The sequence below is a fragment of the Geobacillus sp. CCR genome (genome assembly GCF_052906625.1).
The window spans coordinates 15,318-28,687 of record NZ_JBREBQ010000033.1; the positions used below are offsets into that span (position 1 = coordinate 15,318).

A 13,370-nucleotide genomic window follows, 5' to 3' on the forward strand; every position below is an offset into this window, starting at 1 on the left:
AACAGGCGGGAAGGCCGCATCGGGGAGAAGAGAGGACGTGTACGGAAAGAAGGAGGGGGAACCATCGTGGGAAAAGCAACAGGGTTTATGGAATATGCACGCGAGGAGGAAAAAAAGCGCGACCCGCTTTCCCGTCTTGATGATTGGAAAGAATATACACAGCCGTTTTCGGAAGAGGTGCTGGCCCGCCAAGGCGCCCGCTGTATGGACTGTGGCACGCCGTTTTGTCATATGGGATTGGAGCTGAACGGCCTTACCTCGGGGTGTCCGGTGCACAACTTGATCCCAGAATGGAACGATTTGGTGTACCGAGGGCGCTGGAAAGAAGCGCTTGACCGACTTTTAAAGACCAATAATTTCCCGGAATTTACTGGACGCGTCTGTCCGGCGCCATGCGAAGGATCGTGCACGGTGGCCATTTCCGACCCAGCGGTTGCGATTAAAGGAATCGAACGGGCCATTATTGATAAAGGGTTTGCTGAAGGATGGGTGAAACCGCGCATCCCGAAGACGCGCACGGGGAAAAAGGTGGCCATCGTCGGCTCCGGCCCGGCCGGGTTGGCCTGCGCTGACCAACTCAACCAAGCCGGCCATTCGGTGACGGTGTATGAGCGGGCTGACCGCATCGGCGGCTTATTGATGTACGGCATTCCGAATATGAAGTTGGAAAAAGAAGTGGTCGAGCGGCGGGTGCGTCTGCTCGAAGAGGAAGGCATCACGTTTATTACGAACACCGAAGTCGGCAAAGATATTATGGCTGACGAACTTCGTGCTCAGTACGACGCCGTCGTCTTGTGCATCGGTGCGCAAAAGCAGCGCGATTTGGCCATTGAAGGCCGGGAGCTTGAGGGGGTCCATTTTGCGATGGATTATTTGACCGGCGTGACGAAAAGTTTATTGGATTCGAATTTTGCCGACGGCCAGTTTATCGATGCCAAGGGAAAACGTGTCATCGTGATCGGGGGCGGCGACACGGGGGCCGACTGCGTGGCGACCGCGCTGCGCCAAGGCTGCAAAAGCGTCGTCCAGTTTGGCAAACACCCGGCTTTGCCGGACAAGCGCCCAGACAATAACCCTTGGCCGCAATATCCGCTCGTTTTCACGCTTGATTATGCGTATGAGGAAGCGAAGGCGAAATTTGGGGCAGACCCGCGTCAATATTGCATTCAAACGAAAAAAATCGTAGGCGACGAGCACGGCCGCGTGAAAGAGCTGCATACGATTCAAATGGAAAAAATCATTGATGAAAACGGCAAAGCGATCTTTAAAGAAATTCCGGGGACGGAACAAGTATGGCCGTGTGATTTGGTGTTTATCGCCATCGGGTTTGAAGGGCCAGAGCAGCCGTTGTTGAAGCAGTTTGGCGTTGAAACGATCAACAACAAAGTGAAAGCCCCATACGGCAAATATACAACAAACATCGAGGGCGTGTTTGCGGCTGGCGACGCCCGCCGCGGCCAAAGCCTGATCGTTTGGGCGATCCACGAGGGCCGGGGGGCGGCCCGTGAAGTGGACCGGTTCCTGATGGGAGAGACGAAGCTGCCGTCGTAACGGTTGTTTCCTCCTTAAAAAGTGTTGCTTTTTAAGGAGGATTTTTCTTTTGTTCATGAAAATATATTAAGTTATAATGAGGAACTTTCAATGTTTCCTTTTGGTTTGATCTCCGTACAAATCGACTTTGATATCCAGTGGTGGGCAACCGACTGATGCGGTTGTGAGGAAGCATCAACAAGGAGTGAGTCAGAGTGAACCGACGATTATGGATGATAGCGGCTGTCGGCGCGGTCTTTTTTTTGGCTGTTTGGGCAAGCGTGGCAGCCGGGGTGACAAAGGCGGCTGACGAAGGTGGGCTGCAGCTGTTTGATTCATGGCAATGGCTCGATCCGTTTACGTTTCTCGGCAATGAGAAAACAATAGGCATCATCAGTGTGATGCTTGTCATTGGTTTATGGTTTTTCCGCCGCGATGTCTATGGAATGGTGTTGGTTGTCGTCGCTGTTGGTGGGGGGTATGGCATCAACGAATGGATCAAGCATGTTGTGGGGCGGGAGCGCCCGCCGCATGCCGAGATCGGGGGGTTCAGTTTTCCGAGCGGCCACGCGATGATCGGGACGATTTACTTGCTGCTTTTAGCGTATTTTTTGGCGCAAACGCGCACCAAGCGTGGAGAACGGGCGGCCATTTACGGCGTGTTTGCGGCGCTGGCGCTCTTAACTGGCTTAAGCCGGTTAAGCTTGCAAGTGCATTATCCGTCTGATGTGCTTGGCGGGTTTGTGCTTGGCGGTGCTTACTTGGCGGCCTGTCTTGCTCTTTATCGGATGTGGATTCATCGAGGCGGCCGTTTGTAGCTGATCATCAAAAAATCATTTTTTGCCCCATGTTGATTTGATGATGAAGCCGATTCATCGGTTTGATTTAGCGTCTGATCTTGTCGAAAAGGAGAAGAAAATCTCTTTTTCTATACTATGACGTTGTGTGGGACAATGATACAATGGGGGAAAGGAGGTGAGAAACGATGAGCCAAGCCGAACTCGTGCAACTAATGGCTGAATTGCTTGACCAAAAGTTGAATCCGATCCACATGCGGCTCGATCGGATCGAAGGCGATGTCCGGGCCCTTCAAGAAGGACAAGCGCGTTTGGAAGGCGAGATCCAAGCGCTGAAAGAAGGACAGGCGCGCTTGGAAGGTGAAGTGCAGTTGTTGCAAGAGGGGCAAGCCCGCTTGGAACAGCGGCTTCACCGGGTGGAAGAGGATGTGCGCACATTAAAAGCGGACATGGACGCGGTCAAAGGTGACGTGCAAACGTTGAAAGCGGACATGGACGCGGTCAAAGGCGACGTGCAAACGTTGAAAGCGGACATGGACGCGGTCAAAGGCGACGTGCAAACGTTGAAAGCGGACATGGACGCGGTCAAAGGCGACGTGCAAACGTTGAAAGCGGACATGGACATGATCAAGGGCGACGTGCAAACGCTCAAAGAAGGGCAACAACGGCTTGAAGCGAAAGTTGAACGGGTCGAAGAAAAAGTTGACAACCTCGCAACAGAAATGCGGAGCCACTTTCGCCACATCGAGAACATGCTTCATAAGCATCAGGCCGCTCTTGATCTGGCTTCGCGCGAGTTCTCTTCCAAACAGGCATCCATCGATTATTTGATGAAAAAAGTGACAGAGCATGATATGGAAATTTTCCACTTAAAAAATTATCTCCAACCATAATGTTCTTCACCGCAACAAAGAAAAAAGTCTAAAAGGCCGGTGGTAACTAGGAAAATGCGATGGAATAAGGCGTGTTTTCACTGGTCTTCTAGACAGCTTTTTCAGCATATGCTTTATAGAGGAAAGATCTGAGTCACAGGGAGGAAGCGATATGGCGGCCCGGATCGTGAAAACGGGGTATGCGTTGGCGTTTTTGTGCATCATTGCCGGCATTGTGTATTTTTTTGCCGCCAACTGGCCGGGGATGGGGCGAGAGGTGAAAGTCGGAATCAGCATCGGCATGATGGCGGCATTTTACATCGCAAGCGCGGCGCTTTGGGGCCGCCATCGTTTCTTAGGGCGCTGGATGCTGATCGGCGGGGTGTTGTCATTTGGCATTGCGTTGGCGTTGCTTGGACAAATTTACAATTCGCATGCTGACAGTTATTGGCTGTTTCTTGCCTGGCTTGCGCCGACCGCTTTGTTGGCGCTGCTGACAAAAGAACGGGTGCTGTCCGTGATCGCGATTGGGTTGTTGCAGCTTGCGTGCTGGTTTTATTATTTTCCGTCCGCTTATCGGATTGAGTGGACGGAATGGTCGTCGTTTGGTTTGCTCTTATTGTTTGCAGCGATCAACGGCGTGCTGGTTGGTGTCAGCCGTACGCCGTTAGTCGCCCATCTCGCTTATATTGCCATGCAAGGTTGGCTGCTTGTGATTGACGTAACCGGTTTTTCCTATGGGCGCGACGCATGGTGGCCATACGTGTATACCGTGTTGCTCGCCGTGTTGCTTTATTATTTTCTTGTCATCGCCAAGCAGCGGCCGTACGTGTTGTTGACGAGTTTGTTTGCTGGACTGTTTTTGTTCATTCAATACATTCGCTTGCTCGCAGATCATTTTGAAACGTGGCTGCTTCTCATTGGGCTTATGGCGGCCGCTGCTGTGCTGTGCGGCGGCGTTGTGCTATTGCGGCGGGCTGGGCTGTTTTCAGCGGAGACGAAAGCTGGAAGGCGTTTTTTGGAGTCGTTTCAAGCGATTGTCACGCTTGCGGCTTCCGCGTTGGCCATACAAAGCCTGCTTGGCTTGTATTTCCTTTGGACAGAGTCATGGTCGCCTTACGTGCTCTTTTTCATTTCCATCTTTGGATTTGTCGTTCCCGCCTCATTTGGCCGGCGTTGGAATCCGGTCGTTCGTTATACACTGCTTGCTATTGGTTACGGGCTCGGGGTGGCGATGGCGTGGGAGGTCTCGCGGTCGACTCTGTTCCTCTATGCCATTGGGCTTGCGATTGGCGTCATCCGATCATCAGACAGCGGAGTGCGCCGGTTGACGACGGCGGCGCTGACGGTCTATTTAGGGATCGCCTTAAGTTCGGTGATGGATGACGGCCGGATGGTGTTGCTCACCTTGGCTTTGGTCAACGGCGGGTTGTATGCGTATGGCCGCTTTCGCGAAACGCCGTTTCTCACTCCGCTTGTCTTGGCGTTCGGCGCGCTTGGGATTGCGACAAGCGTTGATGTGTTTGCGGCTGATGGACTGTACGTGACGTTGAATATCGCCATGATTTTGGCGCTTGCCTTCTTTCTTTTCCGCGGTCGGCAACTGGAGCGGAAGACCGCTTGGGTGTACACAGCGCTTTATCTCGTGCTGAAATATTATGAACTCGCATGGAATTTGCTTCATAAATCGGTCAGTTTGCTGGCGGCGGGAGCGGTGTTGCTCGCATGGGCGGTATGGCTTGAGAAACGAAATGGCTTCACATGGAGGCTGGGCGTGCGCTGGGGGCGGCGCGTTTCGTTGTTGACGCTCATAGTCGTGATCGCTCAATTTTCATTTTTAGGTTATACCGTGTGGCAAAAAGAACGATTGTTGCGATATGGTGATGTAGTAAAGTTGGAACTTGAACCGTTGGATCCACGTTCCATGTTGCAAGGGGATTATATTCAGCTTCGGTACGATATTTCCACCATTCCGTCGCTTGACGGAAGCGGACGGGTGCAAGTCGGGCTGCGAAAAGGAGAGGACGGGGTGCACCGTTTGGCTGGCGTATATATGGTCAATGGGGAAAAAAGGCCGGGATACACGCCGCAACCGGGGGATGTGATCATCACCGGTACGTTTCACGGCCCGCAAGTCCTGTATGGCATTGAATCGTATTTCATTCCGGAAAAAACGGGGATGAAACGGCAAGAGAATGTTCGGTTTGCCTATGTGCGCGTGAGCGAAAACGGTGATGCGCTGCTCGAAGCGATCCGTGCTGAATAAGGATGGCGGGGGAAGCAGGAAAAACTACTCCCCCGCGTAACGATCCAGCACGCGGTCAACCGCGCTGCCGTATGTTTCGCCAAATAAATTTAGATGAACGAGCAAGTAAAACAGCTGGTAGAGTGGTTTTCGGCCATGATAATCAGCCGAGAGCGGCATAAGCTCGCGATAGCTCTCATAAAACCGGACTGGGAAGCCGCCAAACAGCTCGGTAAACGCGATCTCAAACTCATGATGGCCATATAAAACAGACGGATCGATCAAATACGGCACTCCGTCTGGTCCTGGAATCCAGTTGCCGCTCCATAAATCGCCATGCAAAAGCGACGGAAAACAGTCATCCGGGAGCCATTGGTCAAGCCGCTCGAGCAGCCATTCGAGACGTTTGCGCCGCTTGACGGGCAGGAGGCCTCTCTCCGCCGCTCGCGTTATTTGTGGTCTAAGGCGGGCGTCGCGGTAATAGTCGGTCCAGCGGCCGTACCAGCCGTTGCGCTGCGGCAGCATGCCGATATAGGTATCGCGGTCAAGCCCGAACGCCGGTCCGCGGCATTGATGGAGGCGGGCAAGGCCGCGGCCGAGCTGTTCGGCCGTCTGTTCCGTTTCTGTTCCTTCGATCCACTCCAAGACGAGCCAGCCCCAGCCGTCCGCTTCCCCGAAGCCGAAGGTATGCGGAACGTTGATGGCGCGTGCTTGCCTGATCAGCTCGAGGCCCATCTGTTCGGCAGCGAAAAATCCACTCGGCGGGAAACGTTGCATTTTGATAAAGTACGTTTGTTTGCCGCTTTGGACGCGATAGACGTCATTGATGTCGCCGCCTGATACGCGGCGCCAATGGCGGATGTGGGAATGATCGCCGATCGATTCGAGCGCCATTTGCAACATCGTTTCTTTGGTCATGGATCCACCTCCGCCAACTGCTCATTGAGCTCGTTCAGCACTTCACCGATTTTTCGCTGATGGATGACAGCATCGGCGAGATCGTCCAGTTCTGTCGGTTCCCAATTGATGATCACAAGTCTTGCCCCACTCCGCTTGGCAACAAGCGGCAGCTGGTTGGCTGGGGATACCTGCAGAGAGGAGCCGAGCACAACGAACAAGTCCGCTTGGCGGGCCGCTTCCCACGCTTGATCGATGGCTTTCTCCGGCAGCGGCTCGCCAAACAGCACGACCGACGGGCGCAAAACTCCGCCGCATTCGCACGTCAACACACCGTGCAAATAGACAAAGCTGGGTTTTGACTCCCCGCACCGCTGACAATGGACGGTGCGGAGCGAGCCATGAAGTTCGATGACGCGTCGGCTTCCCGCTTCTTGGTGAAAGCCATCGACATTTTGCGTCACAATCGTTTGTACGATCCCGCGCCGCTCCCAATCGGCCAATAAGCGGTGTCCGTCATGCGGTTGGCATTGTTGCAAGGTGCGAATGCGATATTGGTAAAACTCGACGAACGATTCACGGCGATGGTACAGCGCATCGATGGTAGCGAGTTCGCTCGGGTTAAAACGCGCCCACAGCCCGGTGCGCGGCGAGCGGAAATCGGGCAGCCCGCTTTCGGTTGACATGCCGGCGCCGGTCAGCACGACGGTGTGGCGCGAGGTGGCCAGCCATGAGGTGATGGTCATTCTGTTTCCCTCCTTACTGTCGCAACCATAGCGACTCTCGTTTCTGCTGCTTCATACCTTTCCACCAATCATTTTACTTTTCCTTTTCACTCGTTTCCAGTATGATAGAAATGAAAGAAAAAAATGGACAAGGAGGCGGGAATCCATGAGCAAAAAAGTGTTGATCATCACCGGCGACGCTGTTGAGGCGCTGGAGGTGTATTATCCGTATTATCGTTTGTTGGAGGAAGGGCATGACGTAACGATTGCCGCGCCGAAGAAAAAGAAACTGCACACCGTTGTCCATGATTTTGCCGACTGGGATACGTATGTGGAAAAACAAGGCTATTTGATCGACGCCCATGCATCGTTCGCCGAGATCGACCCGACGCAATACGATGCGTTAGTCATTCCAGGCGGGCGGGCGCCGGAATACATTCGCCTTGATGAAAACGTGCAGCGCATCGTCCGTCATTTCTTTGAGGCGAATAAGCCGATTGCCGCAATTTGCCACGCCTCGCTCATTTTTGAAACGATGCCGGATTTGTTGAAAGGACGGAGCTTGACAGCGTATATTGCCTGCAAACCCGGTGTCGAAGCGCTCGGAGCAACGTATGTGTCTGACAATACGGTCCATGTTGACGGCAACCTTGTCTCCGCCCATGCGTGGCCGGATTTGCCGGCGTTTATGCGTGAGTTCCTTCGATTGCTCCAATAGCCAAAAAGCGGTCTCCCTTTGGGTGAGGGGAGACCGCTTGTGCATGCAACAGGGTTTTGGGTGCGGCGGGCGGCGCTGTTTTTCATGGCTAAAGGTTCCCGCTTGTGATGGCGGGTTTTATTTTTGATGATGCTGTCCGCCAAACGGCCCGGCCGTCATCCTGCGATATCCACTTGTTCCGTCTTCACTTTCGGCGCTTTTGTCGCCAAATAGACGCCGAACAAGACGATTGCGCCGCCGGCCAGCTGCAGGACGGATAGAGCACCGCCAAGCAAAAACGTGATCACAGCGGTAAATACGGCAATTAAGTTTAAATATACACCGGCATGGCTCGGACCGACTTTTTGCACTGAGATGTTCCAAAATAAGAAGGAAAGAATGGACGGAAACAAGCAAATATAGACCAATCCGGCGAGCCCAGCTGCACTTATGTGATCAGCTGGAAACGGATAAAAGAATGCGAACGGCCACAGCAGCAGCAAGCTAAAAAAAACGGAGCACGTTGTCGCTGTAATCGGTGGGACGGGTAGTTTTTTGCCGATGATCGAATAAAGCGCCCAGACGACACCGGCGGCGAGCATCATCAAATCACCGCGGTTGTAGTTCATTCGGAAGACGTGTGCTATATGCCCATCCGTTAAAATAAACAATACACCGGCCAGCGACAACAAAAAGCCGGCAATATTGGTTTTTGACAGCCGCTCCCGCAGCAGCGCATACGACAACACGACGATGATCGCCGGATTGAGCGAATTGACGATCGCTGCGTTCATCGGCGATGTATAGGCGAGCGCGCCGTATAAAAGCAAATTATAGCCGATGACGCCAAGAATTCCGGCTGCAGCGAGCGGCAGCCAATATTGTTTGATGATGTCCTGGTAGCGCGGCCGCTCAAGCCAGTACGATACGGGCGCCAACACGATAAAAGCGGCGCACCAACGGATCAACGTCAGCCAAAATGGGCCCGTTTCCGCAATGATGGACTTCCCGATGACGTAATTGCCGGCCCAAAACAAGTTGGCCAGCACGAGAAACAGCTTTTCTCTCATTCTTTTTCGCTCCTGTCTAGTTTTTCCTTTCTTTTACGTTTACTTCATTGCTGCTCTGATTTCCTTCTTGCATGTTGTTTTTCTGCCGTCAGCCACCCCTGTTGCTGTTTTGCCAACAGCGGAACATGAACGGTGGGAAGAAGGCTGCGCTGGCTCAGGACGCATGCTGTTTCACGTTCGGCGGAAAGATGCATGTGTTTGCCGAAAGGGGTGTACAATAAGGGTTGTCTTTTTCCGGTTCATAGGATAACATTTGTACCGTAAGATGATTTACTGATTTAAACAAAAATAGAGAAAAGGAAGGACGATTGTTATGGCATTACCAGGCGGGGCAGCGATGAACATTACGATTCGTCTCCAGTTCGAAAAAGATATCGTCTCGTTCAGCGATATCGCCGCCGCAATCGGCAAAGCGGGCGGGGACATTGTCGGAATTGACGTCATTTCATCAAGCAAAGTTCACACGGTGCGCGACATCACCGTCAGCGCCCTCGACACGAAGCAGTGCGATTTGATCATTGAGGCGCTGAAAAAAATTCGCGGCGTCAAAATCATCAACGTTTCCGACCGCACGTTTTTGATGCACATCGGGGGGAAAATTGAAACAAATTCAAAAATCCCAGTGAAAACGCGCGACGACTTGTCGCGGGTGTACACGCCGGGCGTGGCGCGCGTCTGCACGGCCATCGCTGAGGATCCGCGCAAGGCGTATTCGCTGACGATTAAACGGAATACGGTCGCCGTTGTCTCGGATGGCACGGCGGTGCTCGGGCTTGGCGACATCGGCCCGTATGCGGCGATGCCGGTCATGGAAGGGAAAGCGATGCTGTTTAAGGAATTTGCCGGAGTGGACGCGTTCCCGATTTGTTTGGATACGAAAGACACGGAAGAAATCATTCAAATTGTGAAAGCGATCGCCCCGGCGTTTGGCGGCATTAATCTCGAAGACATTTCCGCTCCGCGCTGCTTTGAGATTGAAAAGCGGTTGAAGGAAGAGCTTGACATCCCGGTGTTCCATGACGACCAACACGGCACGGCGGTCGTGCTCTTGGCCGGGTTGCTTAATGCGTTGAAAATCGTCGACAAAAAGCTCGAGGACATTAAAGTGGTTCTCACCGGCATTGGCGCCGCTGGCATCGCCTGCACGAAAATTTTGCTTGCGGCCAGCGTACGCAACATTATCGGGGTCGACCGCCACGGCGCCATCCATCGCGATGAAACGTATGAAAATCCGTATTGGCAAGAATATGCGCAAATCACGAACCCGGATAATCTGAAAGGAAGCTTGTCCGATGTCATCGCCGGCGCAGATGTGTTTATTGGCGTCTCAGCTCCCGGCATTTTAAAAGTGGAAGATGTGAAAAAAATGGCGCGCGACCCGATCGTGTTTGCGATGGCCAACCCGATTCCGGAAATTGATCCGGAGCTGGCCGAACCGTACGTGCGCGTTATGGCGACCGGACGTTCTGATTATCCGAACCAAATTAACAACGTCCTTTGCTTCCCGGGCATTTTCCGCGGGGCGCTCGACTGCCGGGCGAGAGAAATTAACGAGGAAATGAAGCTTGCCGCTGCGAAGGCGATTGCCTCTGTCGTGACGGAGGATGAATTGAACGAAACATACATCATCCCGAGCGTCTTCAACAGCAAAGTCGTTGAACGCGTCAGACAAGCGGTCATCGAAGCCGCTTACCGCACTGGGGTGGCGCGGAAGGACAATATCCCGGTTGGCGGATATACAGGGCAGTAAAGCAAGGAATGCGATGGAACCGACGGACGGCTTCCTTTATAGGGGAAGCCGTTTTTTTGGCTGCAGGAGCGGGTCTAACTGTGGCTGCGGCGGGCTAAATCTAGTTTAGGGATAGGAAATCAAGCGCTTAAGGGGCGAATGGCCGATGATCAATCAATATTTCCAAAAAATCAATGAACATCTGGAACTCGTTTTAAGCCATGAAAAGGACAATCTAAAAAAGGCCGCCCATATGGTAAGCGAAGCGATTCAAAACGGCGGAATCGTTCAGTTATTCGGATGCGGCCACTCCCATATTTTGACAGAGGAAGTGTTTTACCGGGCGGGAGGGCTTGTTCCGGTGAAACCGATCTTTGTCGAGCCGCTGATGCTTCACGAAGGGGCGGTGCGGTCGTCCATGTTGGAGAGAATGAATGATTTGGCACAAAATTTTATCAATCATGAGGATATCCGTCCTGAAGATGTGTTTTTTGTTTTGTCCACATCGGGGCGCAATCCTGTTCCGATTGATGTGGCGTTGGCAGCAAAGGAGAAAGGGGCGTACACGATCGCGATTACATCTTTGGAATATTCGAAGAGTCAACCGTCGCGGCATAAGAGCGGTCGGTTATTGTATGAAGTGGTGGACTTGGTGATTGACAATCATTGTGTGAGAGGAGACGCGATTTTAGCTCATCCGAATGTTTCCGTTCCATTTGCCCCTACTTCGACCGTGATCGGCAGCGCGATTTTAAACGCCGTTTTCGCCGAGGCGATTGTCCTCATGGCGGAAAATGGAATAGAACCGCCGATCTTTTTAAGCGGCAACATTGAGGGGGCGGACGAACATAACCGCCGATGGGTGGAGAAATATAAAGAACGCATTCCGGTGTTGGTTAAGGGGCATCAACTATCGCAATAGAAGAGGCGCTCTATAGCCAACCGCCATCCGTTCTTGCTAAAATAGTAGCAAACGATGAGACGGTGGGGGATGGAGATCGATGCGCTTTGACGAACGGGTGCGGCTGTATGCCGATAAGCTCCTCTTTTACAATTCAACGCCAACGATAACGACGGCGGCGTTCCAATGGAACAAGCCGTTTTCGGGCGTTTTTCGCGCGAATCTCAACGAGGAGCCGCTTGACTCGCTCGCGGCGGACGAATGCGGGACGTTTGCCGTCGAGGTGAAGCCGAATGAAGTGCAAACGGTGCTCGTTGTCGACTAGGAACGAAAAAGATCATGACAGAAGCTGGGGCTGATCGCCACCAGCTTCTTTTTTAAAACAAGAATGTGAATATCTCCCCTGTTTTGTAACACAGCTGTAACAATTGTTAAACGAAATGGTTCAAAAAAGAGGCTGTCAACTCCCTTTTTCCTAGAAAAATGTGGGTGGCTAGAATAATAGAGGGGAAAAAGGAAGGGCAGTTAGTGAAAGGATGCCGCTTCCAATCGTTGCAACTGCCGTGATGGGCAGCCAACTGGCAATGAAAACAAGCGCTTGTTTTTCCAGGTGTTGCCAGCCTGCGTTTTTTCCATTTTAGCCCAAAAATATTACAAAAAACCCGTGTTATAATGAGGGCGAAGGCAAGGGAACAACGAAACCGTTCCTCTTCGAATCTCATCGTGTAGGCATGACTGACGGACGCAATATCTCTGAAACTTTCAAATAGAGGATACAAGGAGGAATTCCGATGAAGAAAAAAATGGTAGCAACAATCGCAGCTTCGGTCGCACTCGCCGGCGCTTCGTTCGCGGCAACGAAAACGGAAGCAGCTGGGACGACGTGTCCGACAGCGAATGCGTATCAAGTAAAATATGTCAGCACAAACGTTCAAGATTTTGAGAAATGGCTGCAACAATACTTCCCGTTCGTGTCGTTCCAACCCGTAAAACCGGCAACACAACAACCGGCGGCAAAACAGCCAACGACAAAACCGCAGGCGCCGGCAACGGTCAAACAGCCAGCGACGAAACCGGCTGCGAATACGCCAGCACCGGCGAAAACGCCAGCGACGGCCCCAACAGCAGCACCGCAAAAAGCAACTGGCTTAAACGCCTATGAGCAACAAGTCGTTGAACTGACGAATAAAGAGCGGGCAAAATACGGCTTGCCGCCGCTTCAAGTTGACTTGGCCCTCAGCAAAGTCGCACGCGAAAAATCGCGCGATATGGCCGTGAACCACTACTTCTCGCACAACAGCCCGACGTACGGTTCTCCATTTGAGATGATGAAAAAATTCGGCATCTCGTACACGGCTGCCGGGGAAAACATCGCCAAAGGCCAACGCACACCACAGGAAGTCGTCAATGCGTGGATGAACAGTGAAGGCCACCGCGCGAACATTTTGAACAAAAACTTTACGCACATCGGCGTTGGTTTTGAAGAAAATGGATATATTTGGACGCAGCAATTCATCCGCAAGTAAGAGACAAAAGAAATGCAAGTCGAGGGTGTCCCAAAAGGATCGGGACACTTTTTTTTATTATGTATATAGGCATGAAACAATATGTTGTGTTTGGTTTAAGGAAAAACACCCTTTTGGGTCAGCCCTTTTTTATTTGAAAAATATTTCTCCGATCCCCTATAAAAATATGATATAATTTCCAAAGAAATTCGAAAGACGAAAGATTAGGGGGACAGCGGATGCGAATACGCGATTGGGACCGCAACCTAAAAAGTGGTACCGTCAAGAATTTTGTGTAATGAAAGATAGATAGGGTATCTCTGAATGGATTTAGAATGGATAAGGAGTCGGTTTCCTCCGCACAGGAGACAGAATATTCTGTCTCCTGTGCGGAAAGGGAGA

At 52.2% G+C, this 13,370-nt stretch carries 12 protein-coding genes; 9 read left to right on the plus strand and 3 right to left on the minus strand.

Annotation, left to right across the window (positions count from 1 at the left end):
- The first annotated feature begins 66 nt into the window (after positions 1–66).
- The 4 genes from ACVBDQ_RS14405 (at position 67) to ACVBDQ_RS14420 (ending at position 5,465) form a co-directional block, all read left to right on the plus strand.
- Complete coding sequence (locus ACVBDQ_RS14405; RefSeq protein ID WP_011230928.1) at positions 67–1,551, plus strand: glutamate synthase subunit beta; 1,485 nt, start codon at positions 67–69, stop codon at positions 1,549–1,551.
- 212 nt (positions 1,552–1,763) lie between these two features.
- Positions 1,764–2,348, plus strand: a complete 585-nt coding sequence (locus tag ACVBDQ_RS14410) for a phosphatase PAP2 family protein (RefSeq protein WP_021322066.1) — start codon at positions 1,764–1,766, stop codon at positions 2,346–2,348.
- 167 nt (positions 2,349–2,515) lie between these two features.
- Positions 2,516–3,220, plus strand: a complete 705-nt coding sequence (locus tag ACVBDQ_RS14415) for a hypothetical protein (protein ID WP_307895986.1) — start codon at positions 2,516–2,518, stop codon at positions 3,218–3,220.
- Between the two features lie 151 nt (positions 3,221–3,371).
- Positions 3,372–5,465 (plus strand): GDYXXLXY domain-containing protein, encoded by a 2,094-nt coding sequence (locus tag ACVBDQ_RS14420; RefSeq protein WP_307895987.1) that lies wholly within the window; start codon positions 3,372–3,374, stop codon positions 5,463–5,465.
- 24 nt (positions 5,466–5,489) lie between these two features.
- On the opposite strand, the gene ACVBDQ_RS14425 is transcribed toward ACVBDQ_RS14420, so the two are convergent.
- Positions 5,490–6,362, minus strand: a complete 873-nt coding sequence (locus ACVBDQ_RS14425; protein ID WP_014195613.1) for a fructosamine kinase family protein — start codon at positions 6,360–6,362, stop codon at positions 5,490–5,492.
- Positions 6,359–7,087, minus strand: coding sequence for an NAD-dependent deacylase (locus ACVBDQ_RS14430; protein ID WP_307895989.1), 729 nt, complete (start codon positions 7,085–7,087; stop codon positions 6,359–6,361). Before ACVBDQ_RS14430 ends, ACVBDQ_RS14425 begins: the two co-directional genes overlap by 4 nt.
- A 145-nt stretch (positions 7,088–7,232) precedes the next feature.
- On the opposite strand from ACVBDQ_RS14430, the gene ACVBDQ_RS14435 reads away from it, so the two are divergent.
- Positions 7,233–7,784: a DJ-1/PfpI family protein gene (locus tag ACVBDQ_RS14435; RefSeq protein WP_307895991.1), complete on the plus strand. Its 552-nt coding sequence runs from the start codon at positions 7,233–7,235 to the stop codon at positions 7,782–7,784.
- Positions 7,785–7,939: 155 nt separating this feature from the next.
- Here the strand turns inward: ACVBDQ_RS14435 and ACVBDQ_RS14440 are convergent, their stop codons facing one another.
- Positions 7,940–8,833, minus strand: a complete 894-nt coding sequence (locus tag ACVBDQ_RS14440) for a DMT family transporter (RefSeq protein WP_023634139.1) — start codon at positions 8,831–8,833, stop codon at positions 7,940–7,942.
- 313 nt (positions 8,834–9,146) lie between these two features.
- Here ACVBDQ_RS14440 and ACVBDQ_RS14445 point away from each other — a divergent pair, with 313 nt between their 5' ends.
- From ACVBDQ_RS14445 to ACVBDQ_RS14460, 4 genes are all read left to right on the plus strand, one after another.
- Positions 9,147–10,583: a malic enzyme-like NAD(P)-binding protein gene (locus tag ACVBDQ_RS14445; protein WP_446663279.1), complete on the plus strand. Its 1,437-nt coding sequence runs from the start codon at positions 9,147–9,149 to the stop codon at positions 10,581–10,583.
- Between the two features lie 145 nt (positions 10,584–10,728).
- Positions 10,729–11,484, plus strand: a complete 756-nt coding sequence (locus ACVBDQ_RS14450) for an SIS domain-containing protein (RefSeq protein ID WP_014195616.1) — start codon at positions 10,729–10,731, stop codon at positions 11,482–11,484.
- A gap of 79 nt (positions 11,485–11,563) precedes the next feature.
- Complete coding sequence (locus ACVBDQ_RS14455; RefSeq protein ID WP_013145591.1) at positions 11,564–11,788, plus strand: glycosyl hydrolase-related protein; 225 nt, start codon at positions 11,564–11,566, stop codon at positions 11,786–11,788.
- A 466-nt stretch (positions 11,789–12,254) separates the two neighbouring features.
- On the plus strand, positions 12,255–12,989 hold the full coding sequence (locus tag ACVBDQ_RS14460; RefSeq protein ID WP_011230938.1) for a CAP domain-containing protein: 735 nt from the start codon (positions 12,255–12,257) through the stop codon (positions 12,987–12,989).
- Positions 12,990–13,370 lie beyond the last annotated feature (381 nt).

Bases quoted from the DNA above. Each gene is read 5' to 3' on its own strand.
- ACVBDQ_RS14430 (WP_307895989.1), bottom strand. From the start codon at position 7,087: ATGACCATCACCTCATGGCTGGCCACCTCGCGCCACACCGTCGTGCTG.
- ACVBDQ_RS14425 (WP_014195613.1), bottom strand. From the start codon at position 6,362: ATGACCAAAGAAACGATGTTGCAAATGGCGCTCGAATCGATCGGCGAT.
- ACVBDQ_RS14410 (WP_021322066.1), top strand. From the start codon at position 1,764: ATGATAGCGGCTGTCGGCGCGGTCTTTTTTTTGGCTGTTTGGGCAAGC.
- ACVBDQ_RS14460 (WP_011230938.1), top strand. From the start codon at position 12,255: ATGAAGAAAAAAATGGTAGCAACAATCGCAGCTTCGGTCGCACTCGCC.
- ACVBDQ_RS14445 (WP_446663279.1), top strand. From the start codon at position 9,147: ATGGCATTACCAGGCGGGGCAGCGATGAACATTACGATTCGTCTCCAG.
- ACVBDQ_RS14450 (WP_014195616.1), top strand. From the start codon at position 10,729: ATGATCAATCAATATTTCCAAAAAATCAATGAACATCTGGAACTCGTT.
- ACVBDQ_RS14415 (WP_307895986.1), top strand. From the start codon at position 2,516: ATGAGCCAAGCCGAACTCGTGCAACTAATGGCTGAATTGCTTGACCAA.
- ACVBDQ_RS14455 (WP_013145591.1), top strand. From the start codon at position 11,564: ATGCGCTTTGACGAACGGGTGCGGCTGTATGCCGATAAGCTCCTCTTT.
- ACVBDQ_RS14435 (WP_307895991.1), top strand. From the start codon at position 7,233: ATGAGCAAAAAAGTGTTGATCATCACCGGCGACGCTGTTGAGGCGCTG.
- ACVBDQ_RS14420 (WP_307895987.1), top strand. From the start codon at position 3,372: ATGGCGGCCCGGATCGTGAAAACGGGGTATGCGTTGGCGTTTTTGTGC.
- ACVBDQ_RS14440 (WP_023634139.1), bottom strand. From the start codon at position 8,833: ATGAGAGAAAAGCTGTTTCTCGTGCTGGCCAACTTGTTTTGGGCCGGC.